The 20,847-nt window shown below is 69.8% G+C and carries 22 protein-coding genes; 7 read left to right on the top strand and 15 right to left on the bottom strand.

Translation table 11 applies throughout. The features are described 5' to 3' along the window. Nucleotides 1–4: 4 nt before the first annotated feature. The 3 genes from D5R93_RS03550 to D5R93_RS03540 are packed head-to-tail and all read right to left on the bottom strand — an operon-like array spanning nucleotide 5 to nucleotide 2,831. Nucleotides 5–475: a DUF6912 family protein gene (locus D5R93_RS03550; RefSeq protein ID WP_119835899.1), complete on the bottom strand. Its 471-nt coding sequence runs from the start codon at nucleotides 473–475 to the stop codon at nucleotides 5–7. 44 nt (nucleotides 476–519) lie between these two features. Continuing rightward, nucleotides 520–2,364, bottom strand: a complete 1,845-nt coding sequence (locus D5R93_RS03545; protein WP_205570088.1) for a CpaE/TadZ family protein — start codon at nucleotides 2,362–2,364, stop codon at nucleotides 520–522. Further along, entirely contained in the window at nucleotides 2,361–2,831 is a 471-nt protein-coding gene (locus D5R93_RS03540) for a hypothetical protein (protein ID WP_243106920.1), read from the bottom strand. The genes D5R93_RS03545 and D5R93_RS03540 overlap by 4 nt, the downstream gene beginning before the upstream one ends. 349 nt (nucleotides 2,832–3,180) lie before the next feature. On the opposite strand from D5R93_RS03540, the gene D5R93_RS03535 reads away from it, so the two are divergent. Then, a complete protein-coding gene (locus D5R93_RS03535) occupies nucleotides 3,181–3,420 on the top strand; it encodes a helix-turn-helix domain-containing protein (RefSeq protein WP_119835900.1) in 240 nt (79 codons plus the stop codon). A 1,003-nt stretch (nucleotides 3,421–4,423) separates the two neighbouring features. Here D5R93_RS03535 and D5R93_RS03530 read toward each other — a convergent pair. Beyond that, a complete protein-coding gene (locus D5R93_RS03530; RefSeq protein WP_119835901.1) occupies nucleotides 4,424–4,963 on the bottom strand; it encodes a Fis family transcriptional regulator in 540 nt (179 codons plus the stop codon). Between the two features lie 180 nt (nucleotides 4,964–5,143). On the opposite strand from D5R93_RS03530, the gene D5R93_RS03525 reads away from it, so the two are divergent. The 4 genes from D5R93_RS03525 (at nucleotide 5,144) to D5R93_RS14465 (ending at nucleotide 8,687) form a co-directional block, all read left to right on the top strand. Then, a complete protein-coding gene (locus D5R93_RS03525) occupies nucleotides 5,144–5,902 on the top strand; it encodes a LysM peptidoglycan-binding domain-containing protein (RefSeq protein ID WP_120203846.1) in 759 nt (252 codons plus the stop codon). A gap of 493 nt (nucleotides 5,903–6,395) precedes the next feature. Next, on the top strand, nucleotides 6,396–6,695 hold the full coding sequence (locus tag D5R93_RS03520) for an Rv3235 family protein (RefSeq protein WP_119835956.1): 300 nt from the start codon (nucleotides 6,396–6,398) through the stop codon (nucleotides 6,693–6,695). Between the two features lie 370 nt (nucleotides 6,696–7,065). Beyond that, nucleotides 7,066–7,701: a DUF6318 family protein gene (locus tag D5R93_RS03515; RefSeq protein WP_120203843.1), complete on the top strand. Its 636-nt coding sequence runs from the start codon at nucleotides 7,066–7,068 to the stop codon at nucleotides 7,699–7,701. Further along, nucleotides 7,698–8,687: a zinc transporter gene (locus D5R93_RS14465; protein WP_259390672.1), complete on the top strand. Its 990-nt coding sequence runs from the start codon at nucleotides 7,698–7,700 to the stop codon at nucleotides 8,685–8,687. Before D5R93_RS03515 ends, D5R93_RS14465 begins: the two co-directional genes overlap by 4 nt. A gap of 164 nt (nucleotides 8,688–8,851) precedes the next feature. Here the strand turns inward: D5R93_RS14465 and D5R93_RS14460 are convergent, their stop codons facing one another. The 9 genes from D5R93_RS14460 to D5R93_RS03470 all read right to left on the bottom strand — a co-directional run bounded on the left by D5R93_RS14460 (nucleotide 8,852) and on the right by D5R93_RS03470 (nucleotide 16,995). Then, complete coding sequence (locus tag D5R93_RS14460; RefSeq protein WP_279221383.1) at nucleotides 8,852–8,974, bottom strand: hypothetical protein; 123 nt, start codon at nucleotides 8,972–8,974, stop codon at nucleotides 8,852–8,854. A 467-nt stretch (nucleotides 8,975–9,441) separates the two neighbouring features. Further along, nucleotides 9,442–10,050, bottom strand: a complete 609-nt coding sequence (locus tag D5R93_RS03505; RefSeq protein ID WP_162933810.1) for a hypothetical protein — start codon at nucleotides 10,048–10,050, stop codon at nucleotides 9,442–9,444. Nucleotides 10,051–10,101: 51 nt separating this feature from the next. Then, entirely contained in the window at nucleotides 10,102–10,767 is a 666-nt protein-coding gene (locus D5R93_RS03500) for a DNA/RNA non-specific endonuclease (protein WP_162933809.1), read from the bottom strand. After that, the gene (locus D5R93_RS13500) at nucleotides 10,736–11,392 is read right to left on the bottom strand and encodes a hypothetical protein (protein ID WP_205570087.1); all 657 of its coding nucleotides are present in this window, start codon (nucleotides 11,390–11,392) and stop codon (nucleotides 10,736–10,738) included. The genes D5R93_RS03500 and D5R93_RS13500 overlap by 32 nt, the downstream gene beginning before the upstream one ends. 21 nt (nucleotides 11,393–11,413) lie before the next feature. Further along, nucleotides 11,414–11,980, bottom strand: coding sequence for a DNA/RNA non-specific endonuclease (locus D5R93_RS03490; RefSeq protein ID WP_162933808.1), 567 nt, complete (start codon nucleotides 11,978–11,980; stop codon nucleotides 11,414–11,416). 83 nt (nucleotides 11,981–12,063) lie between these two features. After that, nucleotides 12,064–12,738, bottom strand: coding sequence for a hypothetical protein (locus tag D5R93_RS03485; RefSeq protein WP_162933807.1), 675 nt, complete (start codon nucleotides 12,736–12,738; stop codon nucleotides 12,064–12,066). Next, the gene (locus tag D5R93_RS03480) at nucleotides 12,735–13,022 is read right to left on the bottom strand and encodes a DNA/RNA non-specific endonuclease (protein WP_120203832.1); all 288 of its coding nucleotides are present in this window, start codon (nucleotides 13,020–13,022) and stop codon (nucleotides 12,735–12,737) included. The genes D5R93_RS03485 and D5R93_RS03480 overlap by 4 nt, the downstream gene beginning before the upstream one ends. Before the next feature lie 364 nt (nucleotides 13,023–13,386). Beyond that, nucleotides 13,387–14,040 carry a hypothetical protein gene (locus D5R93_RS13495; protein ID WP_205570086.1) on the bottom strand — a complete coding sequence of 218 codons (654 nt, stop codon included), beginning with the start codon at nucleotides 14,038–14,040 and terminating at the stop codon, nucleotides 13,387–13,389. A gap of 120 nt (nucleotides 14,041–14,160) precedes the next feature. Further along, nucleotides 14,161–16,995: a hypothetical protein gene (locus tag D5R93_RS03470; RefSeq protein WP_120203830.1), complete on the bottom strand. Its 2,835-nt coding sequence runs from the start codon at nucleotides 16,993–16,995 to the stop codon at nucleotides 14,161–14,163. Between the two features lie 324 nt (nucleotides 16,996–17,319). On the opposite strand from D5R93_RS03470, the gene D5R93_RS03465 reads away from it, so the two are divergent. Next, on the top strand, nucleotides 17,320–18,123 hold the full coding sequence (locus D5R93_RS03465; protein ID WP_120203828.1) for an exonuclease domain-containing protein: 804 nt from the start codon (nucleotides 17,320–17,322) through the stop codon (nucleotides 18,121–18,123). Here D5R93_RS03465 and guaB read toward each other — a convergent pair. Continuing rightward, nucleotides 18,099–19,625: an IMP dehydrogenase gene (gene guaB / locus D5R93_RS03460; RefSeq protein ID WP_119837078.1), complete on the bottom strand. Its 1,527-nt coding sequence runs from the start codon at nucleotides 19,623–19,625 to the stop codon at nucleotides 18,099–18,101. The two genes, D5R93_RS03465 and guaB, sit on opposite strands and share 25 nt — an antisense overlap. Before the next feature lie 250 nt (nucleotides 19,626–19,875). Here guaB and D5R93_RS03455 point away from each other — a divergent pair, with 250 nt between their 5' ends. Continuing rightward, complete coding sequence (locus D5R93_RS03455) at nucleotides 19,876–20,178, top strand: WhiB family transcriptional regulator (protein ID WP_119837077.1); 303 nt, start codon at nucleotides 19,876–19,878, stop codon at nucleotides 20,176–20,178. 310 nt (nucleotides 20,179–20,488) lie between these two features. Here the strand turns inward: D5R93_RS03455 and groES are convergent, their stop codons facing one another. After that, nucleotides 20,489–20,785, bottom strand: a complete 297-nt coding sequence (groES, locus tag D5R93_RS03450; protein WP_119837076.1) for a co-chaperone GroES — start codon at nucleotides 20,783–20,785, stop codon at nucleotides 20,489–20,491. Between the last annotated feature and the right edge of the window lie 62 nt (nucleotides 20,786–20,847).

Genomic DNA, 20,847 nt, shown 5'->3' with positions numbered 1-20,847 from the left:
GCGCTCAGGCACCGAGGTCGTCAGCCAGGTGGTCGCGCTCGGTGACGTCGTACCACAGGAGGTCCGCCTGCGCGGCGCGCTCAAAGGCCTCCTCGTCGCCGTGTCGAGCGGCCCGCACGTCAGCCTGCGCCTGGGCGTCGTCGACAAAGATCGCGGCCACGTCCTGCCAGTCGACCGCGACCGTGACCTCCACCGTCCCCGGGAGCACGTCCTGGCCGGGGTCCAGCTCGCGCACAGTATCGTCGGCGGCGTCGGCGGCAATGACCACGCGCCGGTCTGCGTGGCGGGCCGCACCGGGCTGGGCCAGCAGGAGCAGGGAGGCGTCCGCCGCGCACAGGGAGGCTGCGACCTCCAGGCCCTCCTGGTCCTCCTCCGGCAGTGCCCGGGCCAGGGTGGGGGTGGCGGCGTGGGCCAGGCGGGGGCTGAGAGACTCGGCCCGCAGGTCCGTCGCGGTGGCGGGAAGGAAGACACGCATGCCCCTAGTGTGCCTGAGGCGGTACCGGGCCGGGAACGGTACCGTCAGCGGCGGTGGCGTCCTCGACGACGCTCCAGGGAGGCCTGCGCATCCCTGACCAGCTGCCCACCGGGTGGCCCTGAGGACCCGGAGAGGTCCTCGGCCACCGGCAGCGTCCCGGGCGGCTCAGGCGGGGGCGGAGGCGGCGGTCCCGGCTGGAGGGGTGGTGGCGGCGGCTCAGGCGGGTGTGGTGGCCCAAGAGGGCTTGTCGGCTCCGGCGGGCTTGTCGGATCAGGAGGAGGTGCCTCCCACTGGCTCACCATCGCTGCGGGTCGTCGTCGTGCCCGCGCTCGTGGCTCCTGGCGGGTCCTCTGCCACCCCGGCACCTGCCCCTGCCGGGCTCGCAGCGCTGCCCACAGCCTGCGCGGCCCCCGGCCCTGCGACTGCCCCCGCGCACGAGCGGCTGCGCCCGCACGCGGGTCCACCCGGTCCACCAAATCGGCTAACGCCCGTCCCAGGGCACTGGTGGGGGCGGCGTCCAGGACGCTGCGCCCCTCAAGCAACGCCCTGTCAGCAGCGGCCGCGTCCTCAGGGAGCAGCACGACCCGGCTCACGCCCCCGTAGCGCTCCACAGCCTCACGAACAGCCCGGTGAGGAGCGGGTCCGGCGGCGGAGGCCCGGACCCGGTTGACCACGACCTCCGTCCTGGTCCCCGTGGTGGTGACGGTGTCCAGGTCGGCCAGGAGCTGGACGAGCCGCCTGACCCCGACCGGGTCGGCCGCCCCCACGACGACCACGACGTCGGCCGCCGACACAAGGTCGCAGGCGACCGCCGAGCGCCCCGGCTCGAAGGTGAAGCCGTCGGTCTCGTCCTCAAGGGGACCGCCGGACACGTCTACCACGGTCCAGGCGGCGGCCCGGCGGCACTGGAGCCACACCTCGGTCATGGAGGCCGCAGGCAGCTCACGCCACCGCCCGGCACGACCCAGCCCGGCCAGAAGGTGGAGGTTGGTGCCCGCCGACGCCAGGAACCTGCTGAAGGACTCTGCGTCCAGCCTGCCGTGGGTGGCCAGGCGGGCAGCACCTGCCAGCGCCGAGGAGTCGTCTGGCATGCCCAGGAGCTGGACCAGGCAGGGGGCCTCCACGTCGGCGTCGGCAAGGACTGCTCCTCCGGCGCTGGCCAGCCCGTGCGCCAGGGAGGCCGCCACCGTGGAGCGCCCGGGGGCGCCGTGGGTCCCCCATACGACAGCGAGCCTGCCCAGGGCCTCACCGGGAGGCACCCCCTCACCGCCCGACCCCGCCACGGGCGCCTGCGGTGACCAGGGGACCTCCTCCGGGACGCCCGACGCGGCTCCAGGTCCTCCCGGGGCGGGTGCGGGCGAGTGCAGCCCCGGTGGCAGGGACGAGAGCCGGGAGCCGGGGGTGGACGAGGAACCCGCGACGAGAGGCGCTCCAGCCCCCTGCACCGCCTCGCCCGCCTGTGCAGGCCAGTGGTCCTGGAGCTGACCAGCCTGGCCAGGCTGCTCAGCTCGGCCAGGCTGCTCGGGCTGCCCGGCACGTGAGCGGGCCAGGTCCTGGAGCAGGCCACGCACCTGTGTAGCGGGGGCGTCACGGCGCTCCACGAGCCAGCCCACGCTGCGCCAGCGCTCCTGCTCACCCGGCTCGACCAGCAGGAGGCCGCTCAGGCCTGCCCGGCCCAGCCTGTCGAGGACGGTGCGGTCGATCTCCTCGAAGCCGGTGTCCAGGACGACGAGGGAGGCCAGCCCTGCCATGCCCGCCGACAGCAGCTCGGGCAGGTCGGCGCAGCGGCGCACCACGCTCAGCCCGCTGCCCGCCTGGTCCAGCGCCCGCACGATCTCAGCGTCCTCACCACTGAGGGCCAGGAGGACGCCGGCGCGCGGCGTGCTCACCGCACCGGCTCCTGGCCCGCTGGAACCAGGGCCAGTGACCTGCCCTGGCCCACCGAGGTCAGTACCGAGGCCAGCACAGAGTCGGGAACGGCCACCTCCACGCTGGTACCGGGCAGCCCGACCATGGCTGCCGAGGCCTCGGTGACCTCGACGACCACCAGGCCTGTGGCGACCTCCTCTGCCTGGGCCGACTGCTCCTCCTGGGACTCCTGGGAGGCGGACTGCCCCCGGGTGTCGTCCGGCAGGAGCCACAGATCCACCTCGTCGCCGGGTCCCGTGCCCGTGGTCAGGGGCGTGGCCACCTCCAGGACCACCCGACGCAGCTCCAGGTCCTCACTGGAGCCCACGGCCTGGCGTGGCAGCAGCTCGCCGCGGCTGAGGGAGCGCGTGGCCACCGCGCCCTGGGGCAGGTCACCGACCTCGACGTAGGCCTGGGTCCCCGGGTGGGCCGCCACGGTGGTGAGCACCCCTCCACCTCCAGGTCGGTACCCGGAGGCACGTCCTGGCTGAGGACGTATACCTGCGTGGTGTCTGCCGCCGCGTCAACCGCCCAGGCCCCAGGGCGACAGCGGCACCGATGAGGGCGATGCCGCCGGAGAGCCGCGGGTCCTTCCAGGCAGGACGGCGCCAGGGGCTGTCGGGGCGCGGCGCTGGGTGCCCGCGCGGTGGGGTACATGGTGGGACTGAGGGCGGGGCGGCGTCATGGCATCCTCCTTGGTCGCGTAAGATCATCCTCGACACACGCCAATAAAGCAAGGTTATCCACAGAACTATTCGATGATGGCGTCCTGGGCGCGAGAGTGAGATCATCACTTCATGAGCGCACGCTTCCTCACCATCGCCGACGTCGCCGAGCAACTCCAGCTCTCCGCCCAGGGAGTGCGCGCCCTCATCCGCTCCGGCGACCTGCCCGCCATCCAGGTAGGAGCGCGCAGGCTGTGGCGGATCGAGGACCAGGCCCTGGAGGACTACATCCAGCGCCAGCTGGCCTCCACCCGCGCCATGGTCGCCGCAGGGACACTCAGCGAGGACGAGGACGCGGACCAGAGGGCCTGACCACCTCCTGCTCCCGACTCCCACTCCTGAATCCCACCTGACCGCCCGGGCGCGGAACCTGCACCTGGCGCGCCCAGTGCCAGGCGCCCACGCACCTGGCCCCCAGCACCCGCCGGAACCACCCACCACCTTCGCCGCCCAGGCCGCCCGGCACCGGTCAGCACCACCCCAGGCACGGTGCACACGCAGTACTCGCCGGACGCTGTAGTCGTCGAACGCTGTAGTCGCCGGACGCTGGCACCAGGCAGCACTCGCCAATATTTCGACAGCAATCGTCGACCGCCTGGCACCCATCAGGACACCATCGCCACGCAGAACCGTGAGGCGGTCAAGTTCCGCTGCTACGCCCAGGAGGGCCTCGCCCAACCTCCCGCCAAACCTCCCACCCAAGGTCCGCGTATGCATCGCCCTCGTATGTATCTGTAGCAGCTGTTCCAGGTACGGTGGAGCAGCGCGAGCCTATTTAGCGCGATTTGCGCGCAGGTGGAAATCGTCGCGCTCAGGGTGATCAGCGCCAGCCAGGCTCACGCACCCGGGACGAGACACCGACGGCGGTAGGGTCGGCCTGGTCCTGCGACGCCAGGCTCACGCACCCGGGGCGAGACAGGATGGCGCGGATTCCGTTCCCCTCAGCGCACCAGACGACATAGCCACCATCGCCAGACAGGCGAGGGCGCAGGACAGCCAGGATGGCACAGATTTGGCTCAGATCAACAAGTTCCTTTCCAGCGTGATCGGCACCAGCCCACTTCCCGCAGATCTCGCCAAGATGGAACCGCCCGAACACACCCTGCACCCCACACCCAAAGACGTGATAGATCCCATATGACCAAGCGCGCCAGGAGACCAGTCGACTAACTGCCGGGACGGCACAGCCAGGAGAACGGCAGAGCCAAGCCCACCTGCACAGACTCCACACCACCACCGGCACCAGGGCGACCAGACTCATGACGTACGGGCAGGACCTCATGGGTACCGCGCGAGCACAGAGCCGCAAGAGCCGTCAACGGCTGCGGAGGATCTCCACGGCCGAGAGCATGACGGTGGTGACGAGCGCTCCCGCAGCGTACCCCGGCCGCCCAGCCCCCTCCGGGTCGAGGGCGACATCGACGTGGTCGGCACCCACGCGCACCAGCCGACCAACCACCTCCCCGGCGCTGGTGTACAGGCGCACCCGGACACCACGCCGGGCGATCTCGCGCAGTAGGGAGCCCAGGGTGGGCAGTCGCCGGACCTCAGGAGGCGCGGGCCGGGGCAGGGGAGCCATCGTGGCCAGCCCGTCCACGGGCACCACTGCCTGGAGCCCCTGCCCCTCGTCTACCACGGCATAGGCGGAACCGGCCCGGCGCACGACGCCGTCCACAGGCAGGCCGCTACGGGTGCGCAGGCGCACAGCCCTGCCCACCGCGCCTCGGAGCCGGTCGGCAGCAGTAACAGCCGCCGTCTCCGCCTCCGCCAGCTCGGCACTGTGGACAGCCAGCTCAGTGCGCCTCTCCGCCTCAAAGCGGCTCTCCAGGTCAGCCAGCATCGACTCCCAGTCCACACCCCAAGCCCACCACAGGCGGTCGCGCCCGGCAGGTAACGGCACACACCGCAATCCCACCAGATCTCCCCACCAGCTACTCCACCACGAGCGCACCTCACACACAGGTTATTGACAGGCCAGTCGCAGCGATGTATATCTAACATCATCAAACATCATCTAATGACCTAGAGAGGTGCCATGACTCAACGAACCGGTCTGACGGTCCTGGCGGTAGCGTCCGCAGCGCTGACAGCAGCCCTATGCGTGGCACTACTCAGCTCTGTACGCACCCTGGAAGAGACTCCTCTCTCCCTGTGGGGAGGCAGCCAGCTCACCAGCGCCGTCGTCGCTCTTGCCAGCGGGGCCGGAGCAGCCGGGGCGCTGTGGCACGCCGTGTCGGCAGCAGCGGCTCTGGCGGCCCTGCCGGGCGCCGGGGGGCGAGGGCACCCCGCCAGCGACGTAGCGTCGCGGCTTCTTCAGCGCTGGGGCGCGCCCCTTGTCAGACGAGTCGCTGTGGGCGCGGTGGTGGCAGGCCTCAGCACAGCGCCCGCCCTGGCCGCCGAGCCCGACCCGCCACCGAACGACCTGGGCTGGAGGCCCGCATCCTCCGCGACCCAGGAGACCCCCGCTTCCACCACTCCGGAGCCCACCGATCCCCGACCACAGGAGGTCGGCAGCACCCCGCAGGAGCCGGCGGAGCCACCAGGGTCGCCGCCGCGCAGCCATACCGTCACGCCGGGGGAGTCACTGTGGTCCGTCACCGTGCACAGCCTCCCCGCAGGCAGCAGCGCCGAGGACATCTCCGCCGCCTGGCCCGCGCTCTACGAGGCCAACCGGGAGGTTATCGGCCCCGACCCCGCAGTCCTCCGCCCCGGTACCACCCTGACACTGCCGGAGTGGACCGCTACGACCCAGGTACCACAGGAGGGACAGGACACCCGCCCCTCACCTCCCTAGCCGCTCATCCTTCTAGCCCCAGCAGGACCAGCCCCACAGCCTTGACCCCACCGCCCCGACGCCGCTCCGGCTCTCGCCCGATCCCGGACAGCGCCGGGCGGGTAGCAGACCGGCCCACCCACCACTGACCAGAGAGCAGGCAGCCATGGCCACCGACACCGCCACAACCGCCAGGAAGGCCGATGCCGTCGGCCCCTCCGGCCCTCGCACCAGCACTCACCCGCGCCCGACCCGCCCCACCCCGGGACGTCCCGCCACCGGCCGGCCCCAGGGACTGTAGCCAGCACCCCGCCCCCAGGTACCACCCGGGGCACGCGCGCGGGAGACCTGCTCAGCTTTAGCCCCCGCCTGCCCCCGGAGACCACCACTATGCGTACTGCGGCGAGCACGGTACCGACGGTGTCGCGCACGCCCCGGCGCCGCCGCCCCACCCGGGCACGACCGGGGCGCCCCAGCAACAGCCTCCACCCTCCCCGCACGCACCGCGGCTACCGTGGTCACCGCCGCCGCAGAGGTCCTCATGGGCTCACGCCCCGTCGACCACCTGGCCCGATGGACCACCCCCGCCCTGTTCCGCGCCCTGTCGCGCCGCGCAGGACTGGCCTCCCGGGTCCTGGGGCCAGGCAGGCGCAGAGCCAGGCCAAGGACCCGTTCCGTGCGCACCCAGGCGACGCTGCACGGCGCCTGCGAGGCCACGGTCCTGATCGAGGACGGGGAGCGGGTCCGGGCCGCCGCCGCCCGCCTGGAGCCGCTGCACGGCCAGTGGGTGCTGACCAACCTGGAGATCGCGTGAGCACCCCACCCCGGCACCCACGTGCAGAGGACCTGCGCACAGGGTCACGAGGAGCCGAGGCCCCACCCCGGCAGGCAGCCGACCACCGCGCCTTCGCAGACACTAGCGCCCTCCACAATACCCACTGAGGGCTGGACCGTGGACGCCAGCACCGCTACAGTTTACCCAGTTCTGCCAGTCACGTCATTAGTTGGGGCTGGCGGGACACGCCCCTCCACCGCTTCTGTCAAAGGTGGCTGTCATGTCCCTGTACTCCCAGCACTCGCGTCGGGCACCTGGAGCGAGCCCGACTCCGGGCTCCCGGTGCCCTAGATGGTGCGGACGATGTGGGCGGCACGCGCCCAGCCATCGCACCCTGGTCCTTGCGTCCGTGGGAGTCCTCGTCGGCCTCCTCGCCGCCACGGCGTGCGGCCTGGGCGGGTGCTCCCGGGCGGACGGGACGGCGGCCACCTCGCCGACCTCGATGTCCTCCCCAGCCACAGCCAGCACCACGCCCTCGCCCACACTCTCACTGCCTCCCCTCCCACCGCAGCAGGAGACCAGTCGCCAAGCAGCCCTGGCGACGCCCCCACCGGACCGACCCGCAGGCATGGACGAGCAGACCCCCGAGGGGGCCATCGCCACCGCCGAGTACCTGCTGAGTCTCATTCCCTACATCAGTGCCACCGGAGACCTGAGCCTGTGGCAGGAGCACACCGAGGACAGCGGCTGCGTCTTCTGCCAGTCCGTCACCGACAACACCAACAGTCTCCACGCCCAGGGCGGGTGGGAAGAAATCTGGAATACCAACGTCACTCAGTCCGGCTACGCCGATCCCGAGCAGGGTTACCACTACTCCCGCGTTGACCTCGTCTTCGACCACGATGCCGTCTACCGCTACGACGGCAGCGGAAGCGACCCGCAGGTCTACGAGGCCCAGACGCAGAAGATGATGACCTTTGCCCTCATCTACCGCGACGGCCAGTGGCTCCTGGGCGAGGCCGAGGTCTATGAGGAGGACCAGTGAGGTACACAGCCGTCCCGCTTCCCACCGTTCCGGCTCGCGCCATCCCGGACCCGGCCTGCGCACACGCGCCCCGTCCCTCCAGAAACCCCGGGCCGGGACGACGCCGGAGGGCAGCGACGTGGTGGGGATGCGTCCTGGTCCTGTGCCTGTTGTCCACCGTCCTGGCTATGGCCCCGCCCGCTTTAGCAACCGGGGACGATGACCGCATCTCCGTATACCGGTCCGGCAACTCCGGCCTGAGCGTGGGCGGCTCCACGACCACGACCGTGGTCCCACCCGGGACCACGACGGGCGGATCGGGTGGTGGAGGCTCTCCGGGAGGGGGCTCCCCAGGAGGGGACCAGGCACCCGCCCCGCCTGACCGCTCCATCCTGCCCCAGCTGGAGGAGAACGTCCGCCAGGGGTGTGCCCAGTCCGTCACCGGCCCCGAGTGCACCAACGCCCTCACCGAGCTGCTCGCCTGCCAGCTGGTCTGCAAGGACCCCACCCCGCAGGCAGCCCCCCAGCTCCCCGTCGCCCAGCCCGAGCCGGTCACCCTGACGGTCTCCGACGTCCAGCGCCTCATGGTCTCCGGCAACGGGCTCACCCGCCAGCCGGGCGGTCCCCAGGCACTGGTCACCAAGCCTGTCATCGCCTACACCAGCGATGCCCCGCAGACCCTGACCACCACCGTGGCCGGGACCCAGGTCACCGTCACCGCCACTCCCACCTCCTACCGCTGGGACTGGGGGGACGCCACCACGGACACCACCACCGACCCCGGCGCCCCCTGGCCCGACCACACCGTCCACCACACCTACGCCACGACTGCCACCGACGTCACCATCACCCTGACCACCACCTGGACCGCCACCTGGAGCCTGCCTGACGGCACCACCCACGACCTGGACGGCACTCTCACTACCACCGACACTGCCACACCCTTCGACCTGGTCCGTCCCCTGGCCTATCTCACCGACGACGCCGAGCACGCCCAGGGGCACTAGCCCCGCTGCTGCACGCGCTCTGCACATCTTGGGCCGCCCTCATCACGTCCCGGCAGAAGAGATCCGCAGAGTTCCGGGCAGCAGCGCACGGCTACTCCCGCCAGGCAGTCCAAAGATATGCAGCCTGTGGCACCCGGTCCCGGTGCGAACCTGAACTTTCCCGGTCACGGGGATGCGGCCTGGGCCTGGGCTGCCTGGCGCTCCTTCTCCTTCTTGGCGCGCCTGGCCTCACGACGACGCGCGTTGGCAGCCTTCCGTCTCTCGTTGGCCGCCACACCCGCAGCCATCCACCCGGGGATGTTCTCCGCATCCCGGGGGTAGAGCTCCAGCTCCAGCGCACAGATACCCGGAGGGGACGCCCACCAGCAGGCCCCTCGAGCACCGGCTCACGCATCCAGTCACACTCCTGGTGCAGCACCCACTCCCCCGCCACCATCCACAGCCGGCACCACGTCCACGCACCCCACCCAGCAACCACCTGCTTCTCACGCAGGTCATCCATGGCAAACCCCGCCCTGGTAAGATCAAAAGACGGGACAACCCTCCTGGCCTCACCGTCAACAGTCATCCACATCAGGTGGTCCTGGACGAACCCGATGCCCTGGATCTCAACCTCGAGGCGGGAGCCCCCCTCCTCACGCAGCCACCCCGCCAGCAGCTCCTCAGCCCGGGCAAAGACCTCCTGCGGGCCCATGTCACGCACACGCACAGCAGCATCCCCCTTTACTTACTCCGGCCCGCCCCCGGACGGGCCTCACCCCGCGGACTCACCAGCACCGCCCCCGTCCTGGATGACCTGCCCGGCACCGGGCTCGCCACCGGAGACCTCCCCGGTACCGCTCCCGCCCTGCCGGTCGGTGGCCTCAGCGGCCTGGGCCTGGGCTGCCTGGCGCTCACGCTCCTTCTTCGCCCTCCTGGCCTCACGACGACGCGCGTTGGCAGCCTTGCGCCTCTCGTTGGCCGCCACACCCTCCGCCATCCAGTCCGGGACGTTCTCCGCATCCCGGGGGTAGCGCTCCAGCTCCAGGGCACAGATACCCGGGCCGGGCCGCCCACCACCAGGCCCCTTGAACACCGGCTCACGCATCCAGTCACACTCCTGGTGCAGCACCCACTCCCCCGCCACCATCCACAGCCGGCACCACGTCCACGCACCCAGGCCAGGCACAACCTGCCTATCACGCAGCTTGCCAACCACGGACAGAATCTCGTCAGGAACCTCCGCCAACCGGCTCACCCCGTCCTGAGTCACCCTGCTAGGACCCAGCGTAGACACCAGCCCTATTCCACTGATCTCAATATCAATCCGGGAACCACCAGTACCAGGAAGCCACTCAGCAAGCAGGCTCTCGGCACGAACCATCAACTCCTCAGCAGACATACGAGACATACTCACCAAGACCAGCCGCCTTTCTCACTCATTGACAAAACGGCGCGGAACCGTTCTCATCCTCTGCTCATCAGTCCATGAGACACGGAACTCGGTGGGTACCCGGCCTGCCTGGGGCACCCCGCTCAGCGAGGTCCCCGGCTCCACCCCTGGTGGGCCGTCGTACTCGATCCGGATGTCGATGTTCTCGTAGGCGCCCCGGCTGGCGGCGATCTCCTTCTCCAGCCTGTAGAAGCTGTCCGGGTGGTTCTGGTTGACCTTGCGCAGCATGGGCACCACGTTGATGTCCTCCGGAGCCCCGCCGAACTGGTGACCAGACAGGTGACCCCCGTCATAGCCCTCACCACCGTACTTACCGACCCGCTCCTGGACCGACTCCGAGCGGTACTTCTCCAGGTCACCATCAACCTTCCTGAGCTCATCCACCTGGATACGCACCGTACGACCCCACTCATCAGTGGTGTAGTGGAACCTCCCGTCCACCGTGTAGGTCGCGCTGGGCAGAGGGTCCTTCAGGTCCGGGTTGAGCGCGTCCTGCGTTATCCCCAGCCACCCACGACGCTCCACCGCCGAGTGCGCCTCCACGTGCACCACCACACCAGACCCATCAGTGTAGAAGCCACCCAAGAAGCCCCAGCCGACACCACCGGCACAGGCCTCACCCCGCGGACCCACCAGCACCGCCCCCATCCTGGGCAGCCTGCCCGGCACCGGGCACACCCCGGGCAGCATCCTGGACGGCGGACTGGGCAGCCTCCTGCCCGCCCTGCCGGTCGGTGGCCTCAGCGGCCTGGGCCTGGGCTGCCTGGCGCTCCCTCTCCTTCCGGGCTCTCCTGGCCTCACGACGACGCGCGTTGGCAGCCTTGCGCCTCTCGTTGGCCGCCACACCCGCAGCCATCCAGTCCGGGACGTTCTCCGCATCCCGGGGGTAGCGCTCCAGCTCCAGCGCACAGTCACCCGGGCCGGGCCGCCCACCACCAGGAGGGTCGAACACCGGCTCACGCATCCAGTCACACTCCTGGTGCAGCACCCACTCCCCCGCCACCATCCACAGCCGGCACCACGTCCACGCACCCAGGCCAGGCACAGCCTGCGCACGACGCAAGTCATTCACGGCAAAGCCCGTCTCACTGGACTCCGGCTGGACACTCCTGGCCTCACCGTCAACAGTCATCCACATCAGGTGGTCCTGGACGAACCCGATGCCCTGGATCTCAACCTCGAGGCGGGAGCCCCCCTCCTCACGCAGCCACCCCGCCAGCAGCTCCTCAGCCCGGGCAAAGACCTCCTGCGGGCCCATGTCATGCATACCCACACCAGCCACATCCTTCCAGGTCTAGAAGTTCTCAAACGGCTTGCTACGCGGGACACCGTTCGCAACCCACCTGACCTCAAACTTCACAGGTACCCGGTCGGTCTTGGGCACGCCCTTCAAGGAGGTGCCGGGCTCCACCCCTGGTGGGCCGTCGTACTCGATATGGATGTCGATGTTCTCGTAGGCGCCCCGGCTGGCGGCGATGTCGTCCTCGAGCTTCTTGTAGCTGTACGGGTACATCCCCTCAGTCCCCTGGTTGAGGGTTCTGCGCATAGGCACCACGTTGATGTCCTCCGGCCCCCCACCAAACCGGTGAGCAATCAGATGCCCCCCGTCAAAGCCGTCACCACCGTAGTTGCCGATACGCCTACGCGCCCGGGAGGAGTCGTAAGTCTCCGAGACCTCGTCCAGCCCTTTCACCTGGATGCGCACCGTGCGCCCCCACTCATCAGTGGTGTAGTGGAACCTCCCGTCCACCGTGTAGGTCGCACTCGGAAGAGGGTCCCTCAGGTCAGGGTTCAACGGCTCGCGCATGCCCCACCACCCACGACGCTCCACCGCCGAGTGCGCCTCCACGTGCACCACCACACCAGACCCATCAGTGTAGAAGCCACCCAGGAAGCCCCAGCGCCAACAGCACTGACCTGCCCCGGCCCACCACCACACAGGCCTCACCCCGCGGACCCACCAGCACCGCCCCCATCCTGGGCGGTCTGCCCGGCACCGGGCTCGCCACCGGAGACCTCCCCGGTACCGCTCCCGCCCTGCCGGTCGGTGGCCTCAGCGGCCTGGGCCTGGGCTGCCTGGCGCTCACGCTCCTTCTTCGCGCGCCTGGCCTCACGACGACGCGCGTTGGCAGCCTTGCGCCTCTCGTTGGCCGCCACACCCGCAGCCATCCAGTCCGGGACGTTCTCCCAATCCCGGGGATGACGCTCCAACTCGTTGGCACAGGTACGCGGGTCAGGCCGCCCACCAGCAGGCCCCTCGAACACCGGCTCACGCATCCAGTCACACTCCTGGTGCAGCACCCACTCCCCCGCCACCATCCACAGCCGGCACCACGTCCACGCACCCCACCCAGGCACAACCTGCCTATCACGCAGCTCCGTCATGAAGGAGTTGACCTCATGAGGTGGGATCACACGCGACCGCTGCCCACCACGCGTGAGCTGGGGATCAAACTGCTGCGTCCACCCCACGCCCATGAACTCGATGTCAACACGCTGCCCGCCCTCCTCACGCAGCCAGTCAGCCAGCATCTCCTCAGAACGAGCGAGAAGCTCCCCAGCAGACATCTCCGACAACCTAGCCATAAGACCCATCCCCTTAATTCTCGAAGTACTCACCTGTTCGGAAACGTCCTCGGCACGCCCCCAGCGTTAGCCAAATAGACGCGGAACTCGGTGGGCACCCGGTCAGCGGTGGGCACGCCCTTCAGGGACGTGCCCGAAGGAGCCTCTGGTGGCCCGCCGTACTCGATCCGGATGTCCAGGTGCTTGTAGGCTCCCTGGCTGGCGGCGATCTCCTTCTCCAGCCTGTAGAAGCTGTCCGGGTGGTTCTGGTTGACCTTGCGCAGCATGGGCACCACGTTGATGTCCTCCGGAGCCCCGCCGAACTGGTGACCAGACAGGTGACCCCGTCATAGCCCTCACCACCGTACTTACCGACCCGCTCCTGGACCGACTCCGAACGGTACCTCTCCAGGTCACCATCAACCTTCCTGAGCTCATCCACCTGGATACACACCGTACGACCCCACTCGTCCGTGGTGTAGTGGAACCTCCCGTCCACCGTGTAGGTCGCGCTCGGCAGAGGGTCCCTCAGGTCCGGGCTCAACGGCTCGCGCATGCCCCACCACCCACGACGCTCCACCGCCGAGTGCGCCTCCACGTGCACCACCACACCGGCGTCATTGGTGTAGAAGCTGCCCCGCCCCTCCCGGCAGACCCACTCCAGCACCACGTGACACGCCCAGGCCCGCCCCCGGACAGGCCTCACCCCGCGGACCCACCAGCACCGCCCCCACCCTGGGCGGCCTGCCCGGCACCGGGCACACCCCGGGCAGCATCCTGGACGGCGGACTGGGCAGCCTCCTGCGAAGCGGCCTCAGCGGCCTGGGCCTTGGCTGCCTGGCGCTCACGCTCCTTCTCCTTCTTGGCGCGCCTGGCCTCACGACGACGGGCGTTGGCAGCCTTCCGTCTCTCGTTGGCCGCCACACCCTCCGCCATCCACCCGGGGATGTTCTCCGCATCCCGGGGGTAGAGCTCCAGCTCCAGGGCACAGATACCCGGAGGGGGACGCCCACCAGCAGGCCCCTCGAGCACCGGCTCGCGCATCCAGTCACACTCCTGGTGCAGCACCCACTCCCCCGCCACCATCCACAGCCGACACCACGTCCACGCACCCCACCCAGCAACCACCTGCTTCTCACGCAGGTCGCTTATGACGGAGACGATCTCGTCAGGCATGAACACACTCACCTCCTCACCACCACGCGTCATCACGATCCTGATGGACTGGCGAAAACCTATCCCCAGGACCCGGACCTGGACGCCATCACCGCCCTCAGCCCGCAGCCACTCAGCCGTCCCCTCCTCAACACGAGACAGCAGCTCACCCGCACTCGCAGCACGCCAGTCAAACGACATACACCCCTCCTAGCAGCACTCACTTGTTGACAAACGGGTCAATCTCAACCGGCCTACCCTTCACATCAGTCGCGTAGACCTCAAACTTCACAGGCACCCGGCCTGCCTGGGGCACCCCGCTCAGCGAGGTCCCCGGCTCCACCCCTGGTGGCCCGTCGTACTCGATCCGGATGTCGATGTTCTCGTAGGCTCCCTGGCTGGCGGCGATGTCGTCCTCGAGCTTCTTGTAACTGTACGGGTACATCCCCTCAGTCCCCTGGTTGAGGGTTCTGCGCATAGGCACCACGTTGATGTCCTCCGGCCCCCACCAAACCGGTGAGCAATCAGATGCCCCCCGTCAAAGCCGTCACCACCGTAGTTGCCGATACGCCTACGCGCCCGGGAGGAGTCGTAAGTCTCCGAGACCTCGTCCAGCCCGTCCACCTGGATGCGCACCGTGCGCCCCCACTCGTCCGTGGTGTAGTGGAACCTCCCGTCCACCGTGTAGGTCGCACTCGGAAGAGGGTCCCTCAGGTCCGGGTTCATAGGACTACGGATGTCCCACCACCCACGACGCTCCACCGCCGAGTGCGCCTCCACGTGCACCACCACACCAGACCCATCAGTGTAGAAGCTGCCCCGCCCCTCCACCTGGTAGCAGGTGCTGGGCTCCAGCTCCACACCCCGCCCGAACGGCTCGTCGTGACGGGGAGCCAGGTCACTGCCCTTGCCGACCTCCACCGTGCTCTCCACCCGGGGCCGGTGCTCCTGGTTGAACGCGTCCTGGTCAGCCTCCTGCCGACGCTCCTCAAGCCGCTGGGCCACAGACCGATCACCCGAGGAGCCACCATCACCGTCACCGTCCGCGCCACTGCTGCCACGCTCGGACGGGCCGTCCCCGCCACCACCATGGCCGGAGCCACCAGAGCCGTCACCACGACCACCGGCACCGTCAGCACCGTCAGCCGCGTGGCGGGCCGAGGACTCACCATCGGCGCCCTCACCACGGCCGTGACCAGCACGACCAGAGGCCCCAGCACCATCACCATCAGCCCCGTGGCGGCCAGACGGATCCGCATCGGCACCCTCGGTGTCGGCGCGGTGACGGGCCGAGGACTCACCGTCAGCCCCGTCAGCCCTGTGGCGACCAGACGGGGCACCCGCCTCAGCAGGGTCACCATCAGCACGGTGGCGGGCCGGGGCGCCCGCCTCAGCACCCTCACCACGGTCGTGACCAGCACGGCCAGAGCCCTCAGCACCACCACTGTCACCGTCACCACGGTGGCGCCCAGACGGGGCGCCCGCCTCAGCACCCTCGGTGTCGGCGCGGTTGCGGGCCGGGGCCTGCGCGTCGGCGCTGTCACCACGACCAGCAGGGTGACCAGCAGGGTCAGATCCGTGGGCACCACCCGCGTCGCCGTCAGCACGGTGGCGCCCAGAGGGGGCGCCCGCCTCAGCAGCATCACCGTCAGCGCCGTCCGCGTGGCGGCCCCGCGCGCCAGCCCCAGGAGCACCAGCACCGTCCGCGTCACCGCTGCGGTGGAGGGGGGCCTCCCCGCCGTCGGCCTGGCCGCTCCGGCCACCACCGTGGGAGGCAGACGGCTCCTGAGCCCCCTTGCCGACAGGCACCTCCTGGCCGGGCAGCTCCTGGCCCCGGCCACCGGTCCCGCCCCCGGCGTCCCCGCCGTGGGGGCCGTGACCACGCGAGCCACCCACCTCCGGCAGGTCACCCGCGCGCCCAGGCCCCGCGTCCACCGAGTGCGGGCCAGGCACCTCCGGGGCCTGGGACCCGCCCCGGCCACGGACACGGTCCATGACCTCACCCAGCCCGCTGAAGTCGAACTGGGTCGCCACCAGGCCCGCGACCCTGCTCGCCCCCTTGCTGAGCGCGGTGCCCACCGGGTCCATGAAGTCCGCGACCCGCTGGGCCACCACAGCAGCCCGCGCCGCCCGCGACACCCTGCCCAGACCACCAGCCCCGCGCACGACAGTCCCGCCACCACGAGCAGCCGCACCCGCAGCACCGAAAGCCACCACCACTGCGAGGTCAGGCACCACGCTGCCCGCCGCACGGGCGGGATCCTGCCCCCACATGTCCCACGCCACCAGACCCTTGCCCACCTCCTTCCAGGCCTCAGCCGCGGTCCCCCTCTGGAAGCTGAGGCCCCCGTCCTGGTCCCACGTCGCCCCTACCAGGCCCGCCAGACCCTGCCAGGTCTGCCTGGCGGTGTCACCACTGAAGCTGAAGAACCCCTCCTCCCCGCCGAGCTCGACACCCACCAGGCTGGCCTGGGCCTCAAGCGACCCGCCGATCCCGTCCACCACCAGGCCGTCCCACACGAAACGCTTGACCGCCGTCCCAGCCGACCTCAGGCAGCCGTCCTGGCGGTCCACCCGCTCACCCCACGGCAGCCCCTCAGCACCCTTCATGTCCTCCGCCGAGTACCCGTAGGCCAGCTCACCCCCAGCCCCGGAGTCCACCTGGTAGGCAGCCAGCCCGTCCAGCGCCCGGATCGAGTTGGCGCACTCGCGCTCGGCCTCCCACATGTCCGCCTGGATCACCGAGGCCCGCTCAATGAACCCGTTGTTCTTGTTGACCAGGTCCTGGTCGTGGTCCCACTCCGGGTCCCCCGCGATCTCCTCCTTGAACGCCAGCACGTCCTCCTTGAGCGCCTGAGCCCGGGTCCTCAGCGACGACACCGTGTCAGCGAAGGTGGACAGCGCCGAGGCCACCGACTCGATACCCGTGGCCAGGGTGTCGGAGTCCTCAGCCACCGGGTCCATCGCCGCGTACAAGGTCTCCTGCTCAGGAGCCCTGTAGCACACCTGCATCCCCGCCCACGTGGACTTGACCGACTCCCCCGCCGCCCGCAGGTCACCCGCCCTCGTCTCAAGGTTGCTCGCGGCAGTGTCCAGCGACTCCACGTCAAACGCCAGGCACGGGATCCTCGTCTCGTCAAACGGTGCCGCAGCCACGACGCCCCCTCGTCCTATTTCCTCGGCTTGCTGATGGCCACCCGCCCACACGGGCAGGCAGCCGGTACACCACCCCCAGGAGCCTGGTACACGGTGCCCATGCGACCACACCGCACGCTACCGACCCACCTACCGCCAAGGAAGGGAAACCAGGAGACCACAACGAGATCTGAGCATTCCTACAACTCCACCCTCCCCGGATGCTGCCCCTCCTCCTCAATCCCCCGCCGGGAGCGCCACAACATCGTGACCAACAGTGACCGTCAGCGACCAGCAGTAGCCTCCAGCGGCAGCAGCGTCGGCGGCCCGTGGCATGCTTCAGCGATGCGTACCGACCACGAGGACCACAGCCGCACGAGCCGCAGTCACCGACCCGGCTCGTGGACCGACGGCCCGCTGCTGGGCCTCGACACCGAGACCACAGGCGTGGACCCAGCCCGGGACCACCTGGTCACCGCCGCCCTGGTGTGGCGTGGACCAGCGACCGGGCAGGAGGCGCGGGCGCGCCATGTGCGCACCTGGCTGGCGGACCCAGGAGTCGAGATCCCCGAGGCCGCGGCGGCCGTCCACGGGATCACCACCGAGCAGGCCCGCGGCGCTGGCAGCCCTCCGGCCCAGGTCCTGCGCGAGCTCACCGCCGAGCTGGTCACGGCCCTGCGGGCCGGGACCCCCGTGGTGGTCTTCAACGCCTCATTCGACCTCACCCTCCTGGACCACGAGCTGGTCCGCCACCACCTGCCTACCTTGGAGGAGCAGCTGGGGCACCCCCCGGCGCCCGTGGTGGACCCCCTGGTCATGGACCGGGCCGCTGACCGCTTCCGCCGTGGCAAACGCCGCCTGAGTGACCTGTGCGAGGTCTACGGCGTCACGCCTGACACCACCCTGCACACCGCGGAGGTGGACGTCGCCGCCACACTCGACGTCCTGGAGGCCATGGTCCAGACCCACCCCGTCCTGGCACGCCTGGAGGTTGACGAGCTGGTCGCCTGGCAGGCCCGGGAGCACCGCCGCTGGGCAGAGTCCTTCAACGCGTGGCTGGCCCGCACGAACCCCTCCAGGCGACCGGTCCCCCTGCAGTGGCCGGTCCCCGAGCCGCCTGCGGCTCAGGCCTCCGGGCGGCCAGTGTAGTTGGGCGCCTCGACGGTCATCTTGACGTCGTGAGGGTGGGACTCCTTGAGCCCGGCGCTGGTGATGCGCACGAACTGGCCCCGCTCCTTGAGCTCGGTCACGCTACGCGCGCCAACGTAGAACATGGACTGGTGCAGGCCACCGACCAGCTGGTAGACCACGTCCGCCAGAGACCCGGAGAAGGGGACCTGCCCCTCCACGCCCTCGGGGATGAGCTTGTCGTCACCGGAGACGTCCGCCTGGAAGTAGCGGTCCTTGGAGTAGGAGGTGCGCCCGCGCGAGCTCATGGCCCCCAGCGACCCCATGCCCCGGTAGCGCTTCCACTGCTTGCCGTTGACGAAGACCAGGTCCCCGGGGGACTCGGTACAGCCTGCCAGCAGGGAGCCCAGCATAACCGTGTCCGCCCCAGCCACCAGGGCCTTGGCGATGTCGCCGGAGTACTGCAGGCCGCCGTCGGCGATCAGCGGCACCCCGGCAGGGGCGCAGGCACGTGCGGCCTCGTAGACAGCCGTCACCTGGGGCACTCCCACCCCCGCGACCACGCGCGTGGTGCAGATCGACCCCGGCCCCACCCCCACCTTGACCGCGTCCACGCCCGCGTCAATGAGGGCCTGGGCGCCCTCCCGCGTGGCCACGTTGCCGCCGACGACCTCAATGCCGCTGAAGGCGGGGTCGGACTTGAGCCGGCCGATCATCTCCAGCGCCAGCCGGGCACCCCCGTTGGCCGTGTCCACCACCAGGACGTCCACACCGGCCTCCGCCAGGGCGGTTGCGCGCTGCCAGGTGTCGCCCCAGTAGCCCACCGCGGCGCCCACCACGAGGCGCCCGGCGTCGTCCTTGGTGGCCTGGGGGTACTGCTCGGTCTTGACGAAGTCCTTGACGGTGATCAGCCCGGTCAGCCGCCCGTCCGGGTCGATGACGGGCAGCTTCTCGACCCGGTGCTCAGCCAGGAGGGCCTTGGCCGCCTCCCGGGAGATCCCCGTCGGGCCGGTCACCAGGCGCTCGCGCGGAGTCATGCAGTCGCGCACCGTCAGGACCGACCACTGGTCGGTGGGGACGAAACGCAGGTCCCGGTTGGTGATGATGCCCAGGAGGCTGCCGTCCTCCTCCACCACGGGCAGCCCGGAGACCTTGTAGTGGCCGCACAGCCGGTCCAGCTCGGCGATGGTGGCCCCGGGCCCGACCGTGACCGGGTCGGTCACCATGCCGGACTCGGAGCGCTTGACGCGCCTGACCTGCTCGGCCTGCTCCTCAATGGGCAGGTTGCGGTGCAGGACGCCGACGCCGCCCTGCCGGGCCATAGCGATGGCCATGGCCGACTCCGTGACGGTGTCCATCGCGGCGGAGACCAGCGGCGTGGCCAGGGAGATCCTGCGGGTCAGGCGGGAGGTGGTATCGACCTCGGAGGGGACGACGTCCGTGAGGCGTGGCAGCAGGAGCACGTCGTCGTAAGTCAGTCCGGTGGGGGCGTAGACGTCGGGGCTGGTGATCGAGTCGCTCACACGGGCATGGTAAGACGTCGCGCCACCCGTACGCACGTGCCCGCAAGGGCTCGGCGATCCACGCACACTGTCCCGACGGGGGCGGCTATCATGGAGAGAACATCTCTTTTGCACCGCGTGGTCGTTTTTCAATCATAAAGATGCAAAAAAATCTTGCCATTCGCTTTGTAGGATCCTACTGTTGTGCCTAGCCGCCGTGCCACGGGTACGGCACAGAACCCTGCAACTCGTCGTAAGGAGGGACGGTCCGATGCACGACTCCTCACGCTTACCCGGACCAATCTCGGCACTGTGGGAGTGGCAGTACCGGGGAGCCTGCTTAGGCATGGACTCAGCGGTGTTCTTCCACCCCGACGGGGAGAGGGGCAGCTCGCGCCGCAAGCGGGACGACGGCGCCAAGGCGATCTGTCAACGCTGCCCCGTCATCAACGAGTGCCGCGAGCACGCCCTGCGCACCCATGAGCCCTACGGGGTGTGGGGCGGCATGAGCGAGGACGAGCGCCGCACCTACCACGAGCACGAGGCCCGCCGCCTCGTCAGCACCTCCGCCTGACTCCGCACGCGGCCCTCACAGGCCCTTCACGGACACCGCGACCCGCGTACAACTGACCAGGTTTGACCAGTCCGGGCCGTCAGGGGCCGCCACGACCCGGCTACTACGGCAGAGTCCGCCAGGCGCAGCGGTAAGACGAAGGGGAGAAGCACGACACTGGTGCTTCTCCCCTTGCCACATGATGCTGTCACTGATGCCACTGACTGGCAGCCGGACAGGTGACTGCTACCGACCGACGTCGGCACGGCGTCACCGGTTACAGCGCCAACCAGTGCCAGCCAGCACCACGAGGGTCACGCGCCTGCGGGCGTCACCTGGTGACGACGGCGAGGACGTCACGGGCGGAGAGGATGAGGTAGTCCTCGCCCTCATAGGTGACCTCGGTGCCTCCGTACTTGGAGTAGATGACGACGTCGCCCTGGGCGACGTCGACCGGGACACGGTTACCGGAGTCGTCGACACGGCCGGGACCCACGGCCACGACCTTGCCCTCCTGCGGCTTCTCCTTGGCGGTGTCAGGAATGACCAGACCGGATGCGGTGGTCTCCTCAGCCTCGAGGGTCTGGACGACGATACGGTCCTCGAGCGGCTTGATGGAGATCGACATTGGGGACCTCCCCTTCTCGCTTCTCAGCGTGCGGTGGAACGACGTGTTCGCCCTCCACGGGA

Source organism: Actinomyces lilanjuaniae, from assembly GCF_003606385.1.
In the GTDB taxonomy this organism is placed as follows: domain Bacteria; phylum Actinomycetota; class Actinomycetes; order Actinomycetales; family Actinomycetaceae; genus Actinomyces; species Actinomyces lilanjuaniae.
The sequence above is the reverse complement of the archived record's forward strand: the minus strand, read 5'-3'. Positions and strand labels throughout refer to the sequence as shown.

Excerpts from the sequence above, each read along its gene's own strand:
- D5R93_RS03500 (WP_162933809.1), bottom strand. The coding sequence starts at position 10,767 with ATGGGGGCGGTGCTGGTGGGTCCGCGGGGTGAGGCCTGTGCCGGTGGT.
- D5R93_RS03550 (WP_119835899.1), bottom strand. The coding sequence starts at position 475 with ATGCGTGTCTTCCTTCCCGCCACCGCGACGGACCTGCGGGCCGAGTCT.
- D5R93_RS03455 (WP_119837077.1), top strand. The coding sequence starts at position 19,876 with ATGCACGACTCCTCACGCTTACCCGGACCAATCTCGGCACTGTGGGAG.
- groES (WP_119837076.1), bottom strand. The coding sequence starts at position 20,785 with ATGTCGATCTCCATCAAGCCGCTCGAGGACCGTATCGTCGTCCAGACC.
- D5R93_RS03465 (WP_120203828.1), top strand. The coding sequence starts at position 17,320 with ATGCGTACCGACCACGAGGACCACAGCCGCACGAGCCGCAGTCACCGA.
- D5R93_RS03505 (WP_162933810.1), bottom strand. The coding sequence starts at position 10,050 with ATGGTTCGTGCCGAGAGCCTGCTTGCTGAGTGGCTTCCTGGTACTGGT.
- D5R93_RS03525 (WP_120203846.1), top strand. The coding sequence starts at position 5,144 with ATGACTCAACGAACCGGTCTGACGGTCCTGGCGGTAGCGTCCGCAGCG.
- D5R93_RS03535 (WP_119835900.1), top strand. The coding sequence starts at position 3,181 with ATGAGCGCACGCTTCCTCACCATCGCCGACGTCGCCGAGCAACTCCAG.
- D5R93_RS13495 (WP_205570086.1), bottom strand. The coding sequence starts at position 14,040 with ATGTCGTTTGACTGGCGTGCTGCGAGTGCGGGTGAGCTGCTGTCTCGT.
- D5R93_RS14460 (WP_279221383.1), bottom strand. The coding sequence starts at position 8,974 with ATGGCTGCGGGTGTGGCGGCCAACGAGAGACGGAAGGCTGCCAACGCG.